Source organism: Desulfonatronum parangueonense (assembly GCF_054656975.1).
In genome coordinates, this window is sequence record NZ_BAAHXH010000003.1 from 3,054,503 (window position 1) to 3,074,031 (window position 19,529).

Here is a 19,529-nt window from a genome sequence, read left to right on the forward strand (position 1 = left end):
CATCATGTTTTTCCACAATATTCCTCCCGCCGAAACACGCCTGTCCTGGATCGCACTGTCCAAGGGCTTCATCCCGGGACGATCCGATTTTTCCGGAAAAATGCGGGAGACGCTTGGCCGCCCATGCATCCTCGCAGGCAGCGCCAGGGTTCTGCTGTACTTGCTTTTCAAGGAATTGCGCGCCCACGCCGGGCCGGAAAGATCTGAAGTCCTGCTCCCGGGCTATACCTGCTATTCCGTGGCCGCGGCAGCGGTCAAGGCCGGCTTGCGCGTAGCCCTGTACGATCTGGATCCGCATACCTTTCAGCCTGATCCGGGAAGCCTCGAAGAAGCATTATCTGATAGAACCTTGGCCGCGGTAGGCCAGAGCTTGCTGGGGATGCCCCTTGATCCGGAGGGGCTGACGGATGCTGCCAAGCGGCATGGCGTTTGCTTGATTGAGGATTCAGCGCAATGCATGGATGCCGGTCAGAGCAAGCGGTCGGCGTGGGCTGATTACACCGTCTACAGTTTTGGCCGGGGGAAACCTTTGCCTTTGGGTGGTGGCGGAGCGCTTTTCGCAAACCGCGCCGAGGCGCCAATTGCACTGAGCCGCATATCGGAGACGGTTCGAGCATGTCCGGAGAAGAACAAAAGTCCCATTGCTCCGGCAATGATCCGAATCATGTCCCGGCCGCGCCTTTACTGGATGCTGGAAAAACTGCCCCTGGGCCTGGGACGCACAATTTATGACCCCGCCTTCCCAGTCACGGCCATGGCTCCTGCCTTGCAGCGGATCGGGACAACAGCCCTGGCCGATCTCGAATTGCTGAACACTCATCGCGCGGAGATCGGAACGATCTATACCCAGGGATTTCAGTCAACGTCGCGGCCAGGGACAATGCACCGGACGCCGAGTTGTATCCGGTTTCCGATCCTGGTCCGGCGCCAGGACAAGATACGCCTGCTGCAGGCCTATGGCGCCAGACGCCTTTATCCTCTGGCCCTGGGCGACCTTCCGGAACTGCGACCCCGGCTCGCGGAGTCTGTTTCGGCCACCCCCGGCGCCGTGGAGATTGCCAGGCGGCTGATTACGCTGCCTACGCACATGGCTGTAAGTCAACGAATGGCTCGGAGCATCGTGGAAAAAGCCCGAGCTTTGCTGGCAGACATTCAAACCGTTGAACCCGTGACGCAAAACCCAGAAACAATGAGAACCTCATGATTGAAACCTTTTTCTGGGCTTGCCTGCTGCTCCTCGTGTACGCGTTCATCGGCTACCCACTGCTGATATGGATCCTGGCGCGAACAACGGGAAAGGAAACGAGACGCGATGACCGTCATCAGCCGAGGGTGAGCATGCTTCTTTCCGTTTACAACGAAGAACAGGTCATTCGGGAGAAAATCCAGAACTTCCTGGAGTTGGATTATGAGCCGGAGGCCTTGGAGTTGATTATTGTCTCGGATGGATCTGCGGACGAGACCGAAGCCATTGCGGCTTCATTCGAATCGCCGCGAATCAGGCTGATCATCCAGAAAAAGCGCGGCGGCAAGACGTTGGCTCTGAACCGGGCGGCCGCCGAGGCGAAAGGCGACATCCTGGTGTTTACGGACGCGAATACCATTTTTGCTCCGGATGCTTTGCGCAAGCTGACCCGACATTTCGCGGATCCGAATGTCGGGCTTGTCAGCGGTCGGTCCGTCTACCTTGATGTTCGGAACAGTGCGGAACATTCCGGGGGAGTATATCGACGATACGAAGATTTCATCAAGGAACAGGAGAGCGGCACGGTATCCATAGTCGGGGCGGACGGCGCCATTTACGCTCTACGCGCGAATCTCTACCAGCCGCTGTCGGCACAATACATCAACGATTTCATCCATCCTCTGCAAGTAGTCTGTAAGGGGTTTCGGGCGATACAGGACTCCGAGGCCCTATGCCGGGAAGTCCAGGACGACGATGCCGGCAAGGAACTGCAACGCCAGACGCGAATCATGGCTCAGTCCTGGCTGATTGTGCTCTCCCAGGCCGGAGATTTGGTTCGGAGCGGTCGCCTGGGGCATCTCTGGGCTGTTGTTTCCCATAAGATCCTGCGTTGGATGACCCTGCCCCTGATGGCCATATTGATGCTCTGCAACCTTTTTTTAATGGATAAAGGCCTTGCATACCAAATTACCTTCGCGCTCCAGGTCGTTTTCTATCTGGTGGTAGTGCTTGGTTGGAAGCAACCCCATGGGCTGCTGCACGTTCCAGCCATGTTCATCTTGCTTCATGCCGCTGCCGTGCTTGGACTGTTCAGGCTGGTTACCGGGCAGGTCTACACAACATGGGACCCGCGGAAGAGTTGAGCGCCGAGCCTGGATCGGGTTTGTCACGAAGCGGTCCATTTGAGATTTGTTCTTCCACTTGCAATACGACTTCCAACCCTCACCGGAACTATGCGTAAATTTCGAAAAATTCTCTCTCTGCTCACCAGACGTGAACGATTCAAGGTCTGTCTGCTGTTTGCGACAATGTTGTCCACGGCCTTGATCGACATGCTGAGTATCGCTTCCATAATGCCCTTCATGGCCGTGGTTACGAATCCGCAGGTTGTGGAAACCAATCCATATCTGCAGTTCATCTATGAGCGCATGCAGTTCACCAGACCGGATCAATTCCTGATTTTTCTCGGATTTATCGTACTGGTACTGATTATCTTTTCCAATGCACTGCGTCTGGCATCACTGTGGTTCAACACCCGCTTCGTGCATTTCTGCAAAGCAAATCTATCCCGTAAGCTGCTTCAGTTCTACATGGTACAGCCCTATCAGTTTTTCTTGACGCGTAACACCTCGAACATGGGCAAGAATATTCTCGAGGAAGTCGCCCGGGTCATCGGCAGCGTGCTGCAGCCCATCTTGACGATCATTGCCAGAGGAGCAATCACGTTGCTCATTTGCGCCCTGCTGGTGGCGGTGGATCCCTTCCTGGCCATGCTTGTGGTTGTGGTTCTCGGCGGGAGCTACGCCTTGATTTTCATTTCAGTACGTCGGGGACTGGAAAAGCTGGGTCGAAAACGTGTCATGGCCAACAAAGGCCGTTTCCAGGCCTCTTCGGAAGCTCTTTGTGGGATCAAGGATCTGAAAATACTTGGTCGGGAAAAGAACTTTCTTGATACGTTCGCCATGCATAATCGGGATTTGGCGCATACTGAGAGCAGGCTCGCACTGATCACGCAAGCCCCCAAATTTGCTTTGGAAACCATAGGGTTCGGCGGCATAATCCTCATTGTGATCTACTTTCTGTCATCGACAAGCCAAGCCGAAGAAATCATCCCTCTGCTCGCCCTGTATGCTTTCGCAGGCTATCGGCTCATGCCCGCCGTGCAGACGTTGTTCATGAACATCAGCACGATGCGGTTCAATTCCGCGGCACTGGACGCCCTGCTTGAAGACATGCACGAAAAGGCGGACAATTTTGATGCTCCGCTGACCGGGACCATGGAACGGCTTCCCATCACAAACGACCTAGTTCTGGACCGGATAACCTACAACTATCCACAATCGCCAGATCCCGTTCTGCACGAACTAAGCCTACGCATTGAGGCGAACACTACTGTCGGATTTGTCGGCGCCACAGGCTCCGGCAAAACCACCACCGTGGATGTGATTCTCGGCCTGCTTTCTCCAAAACGCGGGCGGCTGATCGTGGACGGCACGCCCCTGGATGGCGACCTGATGGTTCGCTGGCAACGTAATATCGGCTATGTGCCGCAGTTCATCTACCTTACCGATGATACGGTGGCCCATAATATTGCTTTCGGAGTCCCTGAAGCCGAAGTGGATCTGGATGCCGTGGAGCGTGCAGCGCGGATCGCCAATTTGAACGAATTTGTTGATGAACTGTCCCAAGGCTACCAGACCATTGTCGGTGAACGCGGCGTGCGACTCAGCGGTGGTCAGCGGCAGCGTATCGGTATCGCCAGAGCCTTGTACCATGATCCTCAGGTGCTGATTCTGGATGAGGCCACCAGTGCGCTGGACAATGTCACTGAGGAACAGGTCATGCAGGACATTCAGAGGCTAGCCCGCAAGAAGACCATCCTGATGATCGCGCACAGGTTGAGCACGGTCCAAAATTGCGACACCATTTTCATGCTGGACAAGGGCCGTCTGGTGGCTTCCGGGTCCTATCCCGAACTGATCGCCGGCAATGCGCATTTTCAGCAAATCGCACGGCGCATTGTTCAGGAAGGCAATGGGGAGAGTGCGCAAGTTGCTTGAAAAATTGTGATACAGCAAACAAGCACACCTTATGGAGTCTCGTCATGATGACCATCCAAGTACAGCCAGACCTTCTTGCCGTGGTAATCCTTCCTTCCAGGAACAGGGTTTCCGGAGTGTTATCAGCCGTTCTCTGCCCTATGATCTCCAATATTGTGGGCAACGGTTAATGGCCACAATCCTGGTTCTGAATCATCGATTGCCCTTTCCGGTGCGATGCGGAAATACGTTGCGGGTATTCAACCTTTGCCGGTTTCTGGCTGAAAGACATGTGCTGCTGACAGCCTTTTTCCCGGAAAACGATACGGAAATGAAACATTGCCAGCCGATGGACACGAAGGTTTTCAAGAAATGCATTCCTCTCCCGGATATAACCGGTAAGGCTTCTTGGAAACGTTTTCTGCATCCGTTGGAGGGGCACTTGGTTAAGCGCTATAATCCGGATTCCCATGATCATGTCCGCGAGACTCTGGCCGCAGTGATCCATGAGGGAAAGGTGGACGCCCTGTTCATCGCCAGTACGAAGATGGCCCAGTTCATCCCAGAAATGCATCTGGATCGCATTCCCGTTGTGCTGGATATTTGCGACAGTCGCACCCTGACCCTGGAGCGGGAGTATGCGCATCTTTCGTCAATCGGCCCCGGTGAATGGATCCGTAACCGACTCTATCTGGCCCGCGCCAGATATGATGAACGGAACGTAACGGAAAAGTTCGATGCCGTGACAACCGTTTCTCCGGTTGACCTGACTCGGCTCAAAGACCTGAATCGGCAGCACGGCAAGCTCCACCTCGTTCCCAACGGCGTCGAGCTTCCGTCAATCCCCCCGCAGCGGGAGATGGAGCGGGCGGTAATATTCTGGGGTGCGCTGGATTTTCCGCCAAATACCACCGCGATGCGCTTTTTTTTGAATGAGGTCTGGCCCTTGCTGCGCATGAAGAATGTCCGCTGGCATGTGGCCGGCAAAAATCCTCCGCAGTGGTTGCAGGATGCTACGAGGAGGAACGGGGACGGCCTTGAATTGCATGGTTTTGTCGAAGACTTGCAGGGTCTTGCGTCCCGCATTCCCGTGATGGTCAATCCCATGCGCATCGGCAGCGGGCTGAAGAACAAGGTTCTGGAAGCCTTTTCCATGGAGCGCGCCGTCATTTCCACTGATCTGGGCATGGAAGCCGTTCAGGCCGAAGCAGGCGTTCATTATGTCCGCGCGAACACCGGAGTAGAATTTGCCCATAATATTCTCCGTCTCCTGGAAGACCCGCAACGGTGCCGTGAACTTGGTCATGCCGCGCGGGAGATGGTTGCGCACCAGTATACCTGGAAATCGGCTGCCCAAAAACTAGAACCCTTATTCGGAGCCCGGAATTAATGAGCGAGTCAACGCAAAAGAATCCTCTGATCTTTGGCATGATGCTGCTTGTTCTGGTCTATGTGGCAAGGATCCAGGAGCTTTTTCCAATCCTCATTCCACTGCAGTTTGGAAAAATCTCCATTCTCCTGGCGCTGGCTTTGTTCATGATATCTCCCAGACCTGAACAATACGTTCCCCCATTTCGGATACCCCAGGTCAAGATGGTTCTCGGGATTTTCGCCCTCGCTCTCTTGTCCGTGCCCTTCAGTGTCTACACGGGCCAGAGCTTTAACCATGCGGTTATGGGATTTCCGCGCACCATCCTCTTTTTTTTGCTGTTGATTTACGCCGTGAACAACTTTTCTGACCTGCGCAAACTTCTTTGGGCGTTCATTATCGGTGTTTTTCTCCTTGTCTTTTTTACAATTACCGCATCCGGCACTGGTCGGGCGGCCGCGAGCGCGACCTACGATCCCAATGACATCGCCATGCTGTTCGTAATCACTTTGCCAATCCTCTATTTTTTTATGCAAAGCCGGAAGGGGTTGGTCAAACTCGGCCTTTTAGGTGGAATCTGCATGCTGCTTTACGCCTTGATCCTGACAGGCTCACGGGGCGGCTTTATCGGACTGCTGGTCGTCGCGGCATGCATTTTCCTGATGGACAGGTACACGTCGTGGTTTAAAAAGCTTGCCTTGCTGGGCCTGCTCTTCGTCGTTTTTGTGCAAATCTCCCCGGATCACTACCGGGACCGAATGAGTACGCTATTGACCTATGAAGAAGACTACAACATCACCGCGGAATACGGTCGTAAGGCCTTATGGTTGCGAGGATTGCGACTGATGTTGGAAAATCCCATTACCGGCGTCGGCGCCGCGGCATTCACGACAGGCCTCGGGCTCTCCTACGGCGAAGAAGGAGGAAGGTGGCTCACCGCCCATAATGCATTTGTCCAGATTGGGGCAGAATTGGGCATAGGCGGTTTCACCCTGTTCATTTTGCTTATTTTGACGAGCCTTCGGACGATGCGCCGAATGCGCGCAAGGTTCGCCCTGAGGGAGGATGAATTCAAGGACCACTTGTGGATGACCACAGCCCTGCAAATCAGTCTGTTAGGCTTTGTCACCACCGCAATATTCCTTTCTGCGGCCTACTTTGCCATGTTTTACTTTATGATCGCCATGTGCTGCATACTCAAGAAGCTGGAGATGCTCGCCGAACTTCAGGAACAAGTTCAGGAATGTCCTTTGGAACTGGCGCCTGGGCTCCAGATCGCCGGAGCTCGGGGATGAGATTCATGGGAGAGGCCGGCGCCATGATGCGTCATTTCCGGCAAAGCGTTCAAGCTCGTTACGGACGAGGCTTGGTGGGTGTCTACAAATTCTGCTATTATAGCCTGTTACGGATCAATACGTTTATCGTCTTCACGTGCGGCCCAGAAGAAACGCCGAAGCAGGTCATGCCGCCTCAGCTTCGTATCGTGCGCGGTGATCTCGCACAGCTTGCTGCCGTGCGTCGCCATTACTCCCTGCCACAGGAATTCTACTGCGATCTCAATCATAATGTAGAGGATTTTTTTCTGGGATTCTGGAACGACGCCCCTGCATATCTACACTGGATCTTTCAAGCCGGAAAATCAAGTCGATTCCTTGAACTGGGGCCAGGTTGCGCGGAAGTGAACTACATGCTTACCCTGCCCGATTTCCGCGGTAGGCGGCTTTGCTCCCTTGTTGTATCACATACCGTGCGGGAATTAGGCGCTGAAGGCGTGCGGCGTTTTTTTTGCGTTGTTCATGATGCAAACATTGCCTCCATCAAGGCCGTGCAACGCTCGGGCTTTCGTAAGGATAAAAGGGTTCGCAGCTTCGGACCGTTCAATGGCCGAACAAAGGTGTGCGCGTCATGAAGCGAGTCCTGTTTCTTACGGCTCGTGTTCCGGCCCCCTTGGACGACGGATGGAAAATTCGCACCTTCCATCTGATCAAGGGCTATGTTTTGGAAGGTTGGCAGGTCGACCTGCTCAGTTTTTGTAGACCAGAACAGAATGCATCCGACTTCCCCAATTTGCAAGAACTGTGCAACCGTGTGCTCCTGATCGTCCGTACCAAGGCCTACTCTCCGAAAGACCTGCTGTTGGGTCTGGTCATGCCTTTGCCGTTTCATGTTTACAACTATCATGTTCCGGCCATGGTCAAGGCGGTGCAAAAGACGACCGCCTCCACGAATTATGACTGCATTCAGATCGAAGATGTGGTCATGGCCCAGTACGCTGCCAAGGCAAGAAGCCGCGGTGGACGCATACTGGACATGCATAATGTGGAATCCAGCCTTCTCGAGCGCTTCGCCGACGGAGAACAGAGCCGGCTGAAAGCCCTATACGCGCGGATCACCGCAACAAAGCTGCGGAGATACGAAGGGCAAATCGCAGACTTATTTCGCCGCATCCTGGTATGTTCGGTGGAAGATGGGCGCATGCTCGAAGGCTATGGGCTGCGGACACCGGTGAAGGTCATCCCCAACGGCGTGGATTGCGATTATTTTCATCCTCAGCCGTGGAATCCCTCTGCTCAAGATTTGGTTTTTGTCGGCAGCATGGACTATCATGCCAATATCTTCGGTATCCTTCATTTCGTCAACGACATTTTACCCTTTGTCTGGAAGAAAAAACCGCAGACGCGATTCACCATTGTGGGCAAGAATCCGCCGGAGTCCATTCAGCGGTTGGCCGATCAGCGGATTACTGTCACAGGCAAAGTTCCGGACGTGCGCTCCTACCTAGCCGAAGCTCGCGTGGTGGTGGTCCCCCTGCTGGTGGGCGGCGGCACCAGGTTGAAGATTCTTGAGGCTATGGCTTGCGCCAAAGCGATTGTCGCGACCCCCCTCGGCGCGGAGGGCATCGCGGTCAGAGACGGCGAACATCTCTTGCTTGCAAAAGATGACGATGATTTTGCGCGGAAGACATGCCGGCTGCTTGATGATGACGATCTCTGCCGCTCCCTTGGGAAGTCAGCCGCCACCTTTGTCCGCCGGAACTATGACTGGTCCTCGATCACTGAGCGATTGCACCGTGATCTGCGGTCCCTTCCCGAAGCGCCATGAAACGTATTCTGAGCTTAATGTCCACGGACCACCTAAGCGGACCGTTGCGCCAGCTCCTGCAGCTCGTGGAACACGTTCAAAACAGGTTTCCATATCAATATAATCTTGGGTTCACTTGGCCGTCCACCCAACCGCGACAGGAACTGTTCGATACATTGAGAACCCGCGGGTTTGATCCGCAGATCATTGAGCAAGACGGCTGTCTGGATTTTTCCTTGCTCAGAAAAGCAAAATCCCTGATCGCCGCCCAAAAAATCGAACTTTTGCAAAGCCACGGGTACAAGCCTTCCGTGCTCTGTTTTTTCCTGCAACGCGAACTCGGTCTGCCCTGGATTGCTTTTCTACATGGAAACACCGCGGAAAATTTCAAGGTCCGCTTTTATTTTCGGCTGGAAAGAATGGTTGTACGTAAAGCCGATGCCGTGGTCACAGTTTCCGAAAAAATGCGTCAAGACATGCTGAGCTATGGTTTAAGAGCATCACAAGTCAGCTCTCTGCGCAACGCCATTGATCCGCAATCTTTTCAGACAAACATCCAGGATTTTGAAGTGGAACGACTGCGCAAGGATCTCGGTTGCGGCAATGGCAATCCTCTGTTGGGCATTGTGGGCAGAATGAGTCCGGAAAAAGGGCATGCCTGGTTCATGGAGGCATTTCGCCAGGTATTGCAAACCAATCCGGATGCCAAGCTGCTGATCATCGGGTCAGGTCAGGAACAAGACCGACTGAAACAGATATGCGCTGAAACAGGATTAAACGAGAATGTCCATTTTGTTGGATTTCAAAGCGACATGTCACGCTGGTATCCTCTCCTGGACCTGGTCGTCCTGCCTTCGTTGAGCGAGGGTTTGCCGAATGCAGCAATGGAGGCCATGCTTTTTGGCCGTTCGGTGGTGGCGACGAACGTTGGCGGCATTCCGGAAGTTGTGGAACACGGAGTGACTGGCAGCCTTGTTCCGCCTTGCGATGCACATGCCATGTCCAGGGCTATTCTGGCCTATCTTGCCGATCCACCGATGATGGCCGCTCATGGGGTTCATGGGCGAAACAGAATTTTAAAAGAGTTTTCTCCGCAGGTTCGGGCAGAGCAAATGACGAAAATTTACGAAAACGTCCTTGCAAGCGCCCAAGATCGTCAGGGCTAAACTTGGATCTTGGATCGACCGGTGACTAAAGAAGCAGAAATACCGAAGACCACGGCGGATTTATGCTAAGAAACTATATGCGCAGAGCTTATCGAACGATATTACCTTGGGTGTGGGCTAGGAGGAATTTCAAATTTTTCCTGACAAGCAGTTTGTTTGAACTCGACAAAAAAACGCAGGCCGTATTTCATTCCACAAATATCCTGGGACGCTACATCAAGCCGGTTCAGGTCCGGCCGCCTTTTGGAAAAAGATGCCTAGTCGTGGCGCCACATTCCGATGACGAGGCTATTGGCTGCGGTGGGAGTATCTTGAGCCATTTGAGCAAGCAAGGAGACGCAAGGATCATCATTGTGCAGGACGGGTCCGGGGCAGAGGCAGCACTGGGTTTGAGCAGAGATAATCTGATTGCGATTCGGGAACGGGAATCAAAGGAGTGCTCCAAGCGACTGGGAATCAACTCACCGCTGTTTCTACGTTACGCAAGAATTGGAGATGACAGTGTTGATCAACTGGCCGCAGATTTGGAACGAATCGTCAAGGACTACAAACCGGATGTGATTTTCTCACCATTTATCCTGGATCATAATTACGAGCATGAAAATGTATCGGTAGCCCTTGCTCTGGCACTGGAGAGAATAGATTTTAATCTCAACATATATTCTTATGAGGTATGGGGGCTATGTATTCCGAACATAGCTGTTTTCATTGATGATTTTGTCGATAAAAAGTGTGAATTAATAAATTGTTTCCAAAGCCAAGTGCGAAATAATGATTATGCACATTGCTTCAAAGGTCTTGCTATGTACCATTCGCACCAATTTGGTGGAATAGATACTAAGTATGTTGAACGATTTTTTGCTCTTCCGAGGAAGGAATTCATCGCTTTCACCAGGAAGGTCTCAGGGGCTTGAAATGTCCCGGATGGTTTCACATCACATGTTGAAAAGTAAAATATCTTAACCCTGTATCAGATACAGCAACGATAAGCCCATTCCTGCTTTGCGTAAATGCTGGACAAGCCCTTTAACCATCCCTTTAACGCCCTTTTGCCACAACATGAAAAAAAGAATTCTTTTTCTCAATTACCTGATCTGGAAACCGGCTGATCCTGGTTTCCAGGACAAATTTGTCGAGCTTTCAAAATACTATGAAGGAATCATTCTCCATCTGGGTACCGGCGCGATTGCGGATGCCGGAGAATTTCAATTTATTTCCGTCAAGTGGAAAAAGAACATCCTTCTGCGTCAGATTGGATATGTCCTGTTCTGTCTAAGGAAAGCGAAGCAGAAAGGCCCCTTTGATGCGATTGTCAGTTACGATCCGCTGATCTGTGGGTTGACCGGAGTATTGATCAAGTTGTTCACCGGGGCCAGGCTGGTGGTTGAGGTGAATACGGATCATTTCTGGAACGATACGGGTCGAATGCCCGGAACCAAGAGGCGGATCATCAACTGGATCAAGATGGCCTGCATGCGTTTGACGTTCCGTTTTGCCGACGGCGTCAAATGCATCAACAAACATTTGACAGACAAGTATGCGAATACCTTCGACTTTCATGAAAAAAAAATACCCGTTGCGACCTATTTTTCCTTCATTGCCACAGAGGCATTTCGCAAGACAGGCTATACGCAAAATGGATCGATCCTGTGCGTCGGCCATCCCTATGACGTCAAGGGGGTGGACGTGCTGTTGCAGGCCTTCAATCTGATCTTTTCGGACTATCCTGACGTGACCTTGAAAATAATCGGTCATTGCGAGGATAGAGACCGTTATGAACGTCTAGCCACTGGGAATGACAAGATATCTTTTCGTAACGGCATGTTCTTTGAAAAGATAGTCTCGGAGTTCGAAAACTGCCGTTTTCTAGTCTTACCATCCCGCACCGAATCCATGGGCAGGGTTTTGATCGAAGCCATGGCCTGCGGCAAGCCCGTGATCGGCTCCCGAGTGGGCGGCATACCAGAAGTTATCGCGGAAAATGAGACTGGATTGCTTTTCGAAAGTGAAAACCCTTCCGATCTGGCGCAGAAAATGCGAATCCTGCTTGATGATCCTTCTCTTGCGATGAGAATGGGCGAGGCGGGTCATGAGCGAGCCAGAACTATATTTTCTCCCCAACGGTATGGCCGGTTGTACAACGCCTTTCTCGAACAAGTCATGAAAGGCGAAATGGAGGTTGTTGATCAAACCTCCAATCTGAGTGTTGAAATCAATCCTGATCCGGATCCGGCAATCCATTCCGTAGTTCCAAGTGCAGGAATAAAAAAAAGTCAGGAATGATGATAACTATTCAGCACATACGGTGCATGATCATTCCCCAGCAATGGATACCGGCTTTCGCCGGAATGACGAATCGGAGCAAGCCGTTTCCATGTTAGTCATGCCGGCGAAAGCCGGTATCCAGATCTTTTTTCTGACTCTGCTGAGTAGTTACGAATGATGTAGCTATTCATAAGAGGAAAACGGTTGGTCTGGCGAGACCGCGAAACATTTCAGTGGTTTCGGCGGCATCATGAAAAATCGTAACTGCTGAGCAGTTGGAAACAGAAACGGATCAATCGAGAGGAAGCGAAGTGAAATCATTTTTCAGTGACAAGCGGGTTTTGGTGACGGGATGTTGCGGCACTGTCGGGTCGGAGCTGGTTCGGTTGCTTTTGGAAAAATACCGGGTCGGCGAACTGCTTGGCCTGGATAACAACGAGTCCGAGCTATTTTTCATGGAGCAACTCCATGGTCGGTCCCAGGCATATTTCAGCTTGGGGGACGTGCGGGACAGGGACAAGCTGCTCCGAAAGATGCGCGGCATCAACATGGTATTTCATGCCGCCGCGTTCAAGCATGTCGAACTGTGCGAGCGCTCGCCCTTTGATGCCGTCCAGACCAATATCCTCGGCATGCAGAACATCATCGTGGCCGCTGGGGAAAATCATGTGGAACGCGTCATCTTCACCAGTTCGGACAAGGCCGTGAACCCGACCAATGTCATGGGCACCTCCAAACTGATGGGCGAACGTCTCATGACCTCCGCCCATTCCAGCGCCCGTGATGGAGGAACCATCTATACCTCTACCCGCTTCGGCAATGTTCTCGGCTCCAGGGGATCGGTGATCCCGCTCTTTGTCAAGCAGATTCGCCAGGGAGGTCCGGTCACGTTGACCGATCCAAACATGACCCGGTTCATCATGAGCATTCAGGAAGCGGCCAGGCTGGTCATCGATTCGGCGATGTACGCCAATGGCGGAGAGGTCTTGATTACCAAAATGCCGGTCATCCGCATCCAGGATCTAGCCGTGGTCATGATTCGGGAAATCGCTCCGGATTGTGGTCTTGATCCGCAAGACATCGAAATCAAGACTATCGGCACAAAACCTGGCGAAAAAATGTACGAGGAATTGATGAGCATGGAGGAAACCAGAAGAGCATGGGAGCTGGAACGATATTTCGTTGTGTTGCCCGCATTCGCGAACCTCTACCGAAACATTGAGTACAAATATGACGATCTCGTTTCCAAAGAGGTGACCAATCCTTATCACTCGGGGAATGAACAGGCTTTATCCCAGGAGCGGATCGCGATGTTTCTGCGCCAAAACAACCTCCTTCAAGGGGATGAAAAGACGGAAGGAAAAAACGGACGGCCCCCCTCCGACGAGCAAGAGGGGCTCTAAGCATGCGAATTCTCATTCTCGGCGGAGACGGGTATCTGGGTTGGCCCACAGCCATGCACCTCTCGGCTCATGGCCATGAAGTGACGATAGTGGACAACTATCTTCGGCGCAGGATGTGTCTTGAGCAAGGTGTTGAGCCGCTGTTTCCGGTTCCGGACATGCATCGGCGCGCCGCGATCTGGGAAAAGGACGGCGGCAAACGAATCGCGGTCCATGTTGGAGATCTTCGGCACTGGGATTTCGTCAGCGAAGTTTTTCGGAACGTCAAGCCGGATGCCGTTCTCCATTATGCGGAGCAGCCTTCGGCACCCTATTCCATGCTCAATCGCCGCGCCGCGGACCTTACTTTGTCCAACAACATCGGGGTTACCGCCAACGTCATCTTTGCCGTGAGGGAGTTTTGTCCCGACGCACAAATCGTCAAGATCGGAACCATGGGAGAATATGGCACGCCCAACATTGATATCGAGGAAGGCTGGCTGGAAATCGATCACAAGGGACGCAAGGACAGGTTTCTTTATCCTCGTCAAGCCTCCAGCCTCTACCATACGACAAAGGTCATGGATACCGACCTGTTGTGGTTCTACGTGCGGACCTGGGGCTTGCGAGCCACGGACCTAATGCAGGGTCCGGTTTACGGATTCATGACCGACGAGAGCGAGAACAATCCGGAACTGCTGCCTTTTTTCAACTATGACGAAATGTTCGGAACAGTGCTGAACCGCTTTGTCGTACAGGCCGTGGTGGGATACCCCCTGACCGTGTACGGACAGGGAGGGCAGACCCGGGGTTACCTGAACATCAAGGACACCCTTCAATGTGTCCGCTTGTCGTTGGAACAGCCTGCGCGGAAAGGAGAACTGCGGATCTTCAACCAGTTCACGGAAACTTTTTCCGTCAATGATCTGGCGGATAAAATTGTTCGCGTCGGCAAGGAACTCGGCCTTCATGTCAGTGTTCGGTCCTTGCCCAATCCTCGTAAAGAAGCGGAAGAACACTACTATAACCCGGTCCATACAGGCCTGCTGGATCTTGGCTTGCAACCGAATTACCTGACCGATGATGTTTTGGCTCAAATGATGCACCTTGTCATGAAATTTAGTGCGGCCATACGGCCGGAGATCATTTTCAAAAGCATCAAATGGAGTTGAAGAGTGATGAATACATATCCTTGATTACATCTTGAAACGCGATCTGCAGGCAGCTCTGTCTCCACACAATGTAAAAAATCCTCCGTTTAAGCATAGCATGGCATCAAAGATATGGCGAAACATTCCCGTGATGTTTCTTTATCAATACCGAGTAGGTCATTGGCTCCGCTTAAGTTGCATTTTGTAGTATTTTTTCATTTTTTGAATCAGGAGTTTTTTAATGTTGGCCAGAATAATTTTTTTCTTTTTGATATTCTTGTATTTTCCTTCATCAGGCTTCTCATCCGTCCTCATTGACGCCCAAGTGATTCGCCACCAGGACGGCTCCGGTATGTGCCAGATCAGCAGCGGTTTTCCTTTTCCGCAGGGGCTTGTTACGGAAGACATGATCCGCGAAGGCAAGTTAAAGGTCATTGTTGCCGGGAATGAAGTGCCTGCGAATGTAACGGCCCTGAGGGGACGCCATCATGACGGGACCCTTCGGTCGGCGCTGATCCAGTTTCAGTACTCCATGCGTAAGGATGAATCCATACCGGCAAGAATAGTAATCGACGGCACGCCTCGCCTATTTCCCGATCCCCCATATCGCCGGCCGACTCTAGAAACCGTGATGAACAACAACGTCATCCTGCCCACGGACCCCAGCTATATCTCGTCCACCCGCATCGTTTTCCAGTACCTACTTCCCGCTGGCCAGGGCACGCCGGAGGAGGAGAAACAGTTTACCGCACTTGCCGCGGATCGATTCAATGCCCTGGTCCAAAACCAGAACAGAGGCCGTTCCGTTTACGAGAACCCGAAGGCAATGGCCGCATTATGGGCAAGAACCGGGGACATCAAGTATTATAATGAAATGCTCTTCCACATTACGAACTACTGGGCTGGGTACAATTTTCCCCAAAAAAACAGCGGCTGTAAGGATGCCGCAGTGACGAATCCGGACAATGTGGAGTGGCCCAACCACACAAACAATGGTTGCTGGGTGAGCGGAACCGAACCGCAGGGCCCGAGAACGCAAAGCTATGCTATAGCTTATCTTCTCACGGGCTATAGGGATTTTTGGGGAGCGGTGGCTGCTTTCGCCCAGAGGACTCTTTTTCAAGGCTCGCAAATTGTCGACCAACAATCCTCCGACCAGAGATTGCTTACTGGTCACTGGGACTACCCACGCTTCAACTATAATAGGTTTGCACCATTGTTTTCCGCTTTGATGGTTGATGCTACAATCCCTGTACATACTTTCTGGTCCGGGGCAAAGGTGAATTACGTGGATCATATTGGATGGGCGCTCAATTCTCTGGTCAAGCATCAATGGGATATTGTCTGGGTTCCGTTCAACAACTGGGATGGTAACATTCCGGACCACTATCTTGATGGATTTGTCGTAAGCCAGGGAGATGTCCAGGCGCAATGCCTTGCCCTGTACTTCAACATGAATGCCACTACCAGGCTCGACCGGAGCCTGACGCAAAGCGATCAGGAACCATCTTCGCCCATCCACAACCACATGTGGCACAGAACGTCGGACGGTAATCTATTCAAATGGAGTTCGAACAAATCTGATTGGGAGGATTTGGGACCTTTTCCCTACAGCGGTTACATGCAGATTCGAAGAAGCAGCATTACCAATGGTAATTTTTCTACAGGACCCTTAACCGGTGGTCTGAATGCTGACGTCAGTGGAGCCGCTATGGGTGATTACAGGAACAAGTTCGTGGGGATTCGAAGCAACGGTTTTAATCGAGAAAGACCGATTCCCGTGTTTCAAAGCATATTTCCGGCTAATTTCCTGATCGACTACTACCTGAACATCGAGGCGGACGAGAGAATTCCCGGTTTGGTATATGAAATCACGCGGATCGTCATGGAAAACATCCATGAACTCCCTCCCGGCCATACCCGGTATCAATCCGGTAATTCGACATGGGGTTATGTCACACACGGACAGCCCTATTCCATGGTCAATCCACCCTCTTCTCCGGGAAATCATTGGGAACTGCCGGAATTCGCGCGCCTGATCGCCTTTACTCTCAAGACGCATGGCGATGTGGAGCTTAACGGCATGCGCTTGTCTGACGCTTACAAGGTCGTCATCAACACCGCGAACAACAGCCCTTCCTCAAACAAGGGCGGGCTGATCTGGCAATGGAAGCACTTTGGTCAGTACTACGGCATCAGCCAGGACGCTCCCTGGATAATGAGTCAATCGACGCTATCCGGTGTCGGTCCTGCCCGGGCTCGCGTCCCTCACATGTATGACTCCATACCGGGTGATTCTCCCGATATCGGAAGAGAGAACAACCCGCGCGATAAAGGTAAGCCGCCGGTCATCAAGCGAATGCGGGTTCTTGAGTAGATGCTCGACCTGTTCAGGCGACAATTCCACCAAAGGCCCATACATCAAATCTTAACTACTATTTGACCAACAATGCACCATTCGACTTTTCTCACCCGAACAAATCTTTACCTCCGCGGGATAATGGGCACGATCGCCGCTGCAAGCGTTGCTCGCGGGGTCCCTTCAAGCTGGTTCGGCTATCGACGTGTGGAACATGAAACCGTGCAGGAATATTTTCGTCGTCGAAGTCCCAACGACAAAAGACTTCGATATGAAATCGTGCACCCCGTGACCGAAGCCCGAAATCCGCTCCCTTGCAATGTGCATTCAGGGGAAGAGCTTCCTGACGACAGAGGCTGGTGGGGCTATTCGTTTCGGGATGTGCCGCGCCGAATCAGCGATGAGACGTTCATCGCGACATTACCGGATTGCCTCATTACCTGGTACAGAGATCCGTCCAAGGACAATGATTTTTTTCCCGCCATTCTCAACCGCGACTCTCGCGCACTGGAAATGCGCGAGTTCCGATTCCGGCCTTTGCATGCGCTCACGTTACGCCAGTCGCAGCCACCGGTCAGATTGAAAAACGCGACATGGTTCGCCGAACGGGTCTATCACAATTACTCACATTGGCTCACGGCCCATCTTCCAAAGTTGCTTCTGCTCCAGAAGCGGAATTTGCTGGATGGAGTCCTTCTGCCACCTGAACGGACCAGGGCCATGGATGGTTCTCTGCGCTTGCTGGGCATGAATCCTGAAGATTTTCATACCTATGACCCAAGTCGTCCACTTTTCGTGGAAAATCTTACCATCATTGGAACCGATCGTTTCCGGCCTGAACTTTTACGGCTGATTCCCGAGGCTCTGGGAATAGTCGATGCGGCTCCCCCGGACAGGAAGGTGTTCATCAGCCGTACCAAAGCGAAGCGGCGGCGGCTGATCAACGAGGACCAGGTGTGGCCGCTGCTCGAGCGGCAGGGGTTTCAACGGGTATGCATGGAGGAGTTGCCGTTTTCCGATCAGGTTAATTTGATGCGCGAAACCGCGATACTGGCTGCCCCCCACGGAGCCGGGCTGACCAACATGATCTTCTGTCCGGAAGGTGCGCAAATTATCGAGATCGCCGACTTGAGCTTTCCCAACCCCAACTTCTATGCCTTGGCTTCAGCCATGGGCCACGATTATTGGCTGATTCGGGCCGAATCTGTCGGGGATCTCCATCCGCTGGAAAAAGACCTGCGCGTTGATCCGGCGGCAGTCAGCGAAGTCATTCGCCGCTTGACACCACCTCCCGCCGGGTGAGGCGAGGTTGTGCGACAGCAGAGCAAAATCGTGAGTGTAGTCGACACAACCATATTGAAACAGAGGGCCAGTGGACAACATTTTGCGCTTAATGGAGGATCGATTCAATCAGGTGTAACTCGATCCTTTTCAGCTTTCAGTCTATAAAAGATGCGGTATCTATTCACACTTGCGGGATGTCTGCCCCCTTCCGTTAGAAAGAGGTTGAAAAAGTTCTTGCTTGCCGTAGCTGAGAGAGTCGACCAGAAGCGGCACGTCCCAGACCCCGTAGACTTCCGCAACGTTCTTTCTGATCCATTCGATGCGCTCTCGCGGTCGGATCCCAGGCAACTTGTGCTACTCAACGTGCCTTTGGAAAATTGCCGGACACTAGGACCAATGGGATTTCCACCTTCGGCAACAGCTTATCACCCTTATGTCCTGGCCATGAAGGAATATCTTGAACGAAATATCCATGAATACAATCAATCTTCCCTTAAATATTATTTTGAACACGTCCAACCTCGGACCGCAGCAGAATTCGCGGGTGTTTCCGAAAATGACCACGATTCAAAGCTGCATTGGAAGGAGGCTGTCGAACTCGACTTTCCTTGGCTTGCCACACCTGGACCACAGGTGAAATCACGTCGTTTTGAATTTATGCAAAGAGATGCAGTCCAGTTTGGCAAGCAACTGACGGGTGAAGATGGTTTCAATTTTTTTGGCCCACTGTCTTCAGCAAAAGCCGATTTAGAAATGAGGCGAATCGTACTCATCATTGGTTCCATAAATAAAACCGGTTACCGGGTTTCTTCGATAAAAAATCATTTACTCGGTTACTTGCTGAAAGATGATAACAGCTACGTGGCTCTCCCATGGGGCGGACAACACCGCTTGGCTGCACTTGCCGCATTAGGCTTCACTCATGTTCCTATGCTTTTTCACCGAAATAGATTTACTGACCGAACATCCGTGAATAGTTGGCCTGCCGTGGCTTCGGGCGATTTTACGCCTGAACATGCGCTTCATCTGTTTGATCGTATTATTGAAGGTCGGCAGCCGCGCCATGTAGAGAAGGTTTGGCCTGACGTAATTACAACAAAATTATCAAAAATTAGAAAAAAGTTATAATGCACAATTCATTACAGGCATAATGAAGACGGAGTTTCAGATCTTCAAAAACTATTGTGATCCAATAATCTACATGAATCTACATCAAAAGCTTAGTCTAAAATTTGACCCAAGTCCTCA

15 protein-coding genes are annotated in these 19,529 nt (G+C 52.0%); all 15 read left to right on the forward strand.

Going from position 1 to position 19,529, the window contains the following annotated elements:
* The first annotated feature begins 4 nt into the window (after positions 1 to 4).
* The 15 genes from ACYQ15_RS13890 to ACYQ15_RS13960 all read left to right on the forward strand — a co-directional run bounded on the left by ACYQ15_RS13890 (position 5) and on the right by ACYQ15_RS13960 (position 19,409).
* Positions 5 to 1,204 (forward strand): DegT/DnrJ/EryC1/StrS family aminotransferase, encoded by a 1,200-nt coding sequence (locus tag ACYQ15_RS13890; RefSeq protein WP_459938105.1) that lies wholly within the window; start codon positions 5 to 7, stop codon positions 1,202 to 1,204.
* Complete coding sequence (locus tag ACYQ15_RS13895; RefSeq protein ID WP_459938106.1) at positions 1,201 to 2,328, forward strand: glycosyltransferase family 2 protein; 1,128 nt, start codon at positions 1,201 to 1,203, stop codon at positions 2,326 to 2,328. Before ACYQ15_RS13890 ends, ACYQ15_RS13895 begins: the two co-directional genes overlap by 4 nt.
* A gap of 90 nt (positions 2,329 to 2,418) precedes the next feature.
* On the forward strand, positions 2,419 to 4,245 hold the full coding sequence (locus ACYQ15_RS13900; RefSeq protein WP_459938107.1) for an ABC transporter ATP-binding protein: 1,827 nt from the start codon (positions 2,419 to 2,421) through the stop codon (positions 4,243 to 4,245).
* Positions 4,246 to 4,666: 421 nt separating this feature from the next.
* Complete coding sequence (locus ACYQ15_RS13905) at positions 4,667 to 5,614, forward strand: glycosyltransferase family 4 protein (RefSeq protein WP_459938108.1); 948 nt, start codon at positions 4,667 to 4,669, stop codon at positions 5,612 to 5,614.
* A complete protein-coding gene (locus ACYQ15_RS13910) occupies positions 5,614 to 6,888 on the forward strand; it encodes an O-antigen ligase family protein (protein WP_459938109.1) in 1,275 nt (424 codons plus the stop codon). Before ACYQ15_RS13905 ends, ACYQ15_RS13910 begins: the two co-directional genes overlap by 1 nt.
* Positions 6,885 to 7,502 carry a GNAT family N-acetyltransferase gene (locus tag ACYQ15_RS13915; RefSeq protein WP_459938110.1) on the forward strand — a complete coding sequence of 206 codons (618 nt, stop codon included), beginning with the start codon at positions 6,885 to 6,887 and terminating at the stop codon, positions 7,500 to 7,502. Before ACYQ15_RS13910 ends, ACYQ15_RS13915 begins: the two co-directional genes overlap by 4 nt.
* The gene (locus ACYQ15_RS13920; protein ID WP_459938111.1) at positions 7,499 to 8,695 is read left to right on the forward strand and encodes a glycosyltransferase family 4 protein; all 1,197 of its coding nucleotides are present in this window, start codon (positions 7,499 to 7,501) and stop codon (positions 8,693 to 8,695) included. Before ACYQ15_RS13915 ends, ACYQ15_RS13920 begins: the two co-directional genes overlap by 4 nt.
* Positions 8,692 to 9,840: a glycosyltransferase family 4 protein gene (locus ACYQ15_RS13925; RefSeq protein ID WP_459938112.1), complete on the forward strand. Its 1,149-nt coding sequence runs from the start codon at positions 8,692 to 8,694 to the stop codon at positions 9,838 to 9,840. The genes ACYQ15_RS13920 and ACYQ15_RS13925 overlap by 4 nt, the downstream gene beginning before the upstream one ends.
* Positions 9,841 to 9,992: 152 nt before the next feature.
* Positions 9,993 to 10,754, forward strand: coding sequence for a PIG-L deacetylase family protein (locus tag ACYQ15_RS13930; protein WP_459938113.1), 762 nt, complete (start codon positions 9,993 to 9,995; stop codon positions 10,752 to 10,754).
* Between the two features lie 145 nt (positions 10,755 to 10,899).
* On the forward strand, positions 10,900 to 12,123 hold the full coding sequence (locus tag ACYQ15_RS13935) for a glycosyltransferase family 4 protein (protein WP_459938114.1): 1,224 nt from the start codon (positions 10,900 to 10,902) through the stop codon (positions 12,121 to 12,123).
* Between the two features lie 293 nt (positions 12,124 to 12,416).
* Positions 12,417 to 13,508, forward strand: a complete 1,092-nt coding sequence (locus ACYQ15_RS13940; protein ID WP_459938115.1) for a polysaccharide biosynthesis protein — start codon at positions 12,417 to 12,419, stop codon at positions 13,506 to 13,508.
* Positions 13,509 to 13,510: 2 nt separating this feature from the next.
* Positions 13,511 to 14,659 (forward strand): NAD-dependent epimerase/dehydratase family protein, encoded by a 1,149-nt coding sequence (locus ACYQ15_RS13945; RefSeq protein ID WP_459938116.1) that lies wholly within the window; start codon positions 13,511 to 13,513, stop codon positions 14,657 to 14,659.
* A gap of 220 nt (positions 14,660 to 14,879) precedes the next feature.
* The gene (locus ACYQ15_RS13950; protein ID WP_459938117.1) at positions 14,880 to 17,015 is read left to right on the forward strand and encodes a hypothetical protein; all 2,136 of its coding nucleotides are present in this window, start codon (positions 14,880 to 14,882) and stop codon (positions 17,013 to 17,015) included.
* Positions 17,016 to 17,138: 123 nt separating this feature from the next.
* Positions 17,139 to 18,299, forward strand: a complete 1,161-nt coding sequence (locus ACYQ15_RS13955) for a glycosyltransferase family 61 protein (RefSeq protein ID WP_459938118.1) — start codon at positions 17,139 to 17,141, stop codon at positions 18,297 to 18,299.
* A 378-nt stretch (positions 18,300 to 18,677) separates the two neighbouring features.
* Positions 18,678 to 19,409 carry a hypothetical protein gene (locus ACYQ15_RS13960; RefSeq protein ID WP_459938119.1) on the forward strand — a complete coding sequence of 244 codons (732 nt, stop codon included), beginning with the start codon at positions 18,678 to 18,680 and terminating at the stop codon, positions 19,407 to 19,409.
* The last annotated feature ends 120 nt before the right edge of the window (positions 19,410 to 19,529 follow it).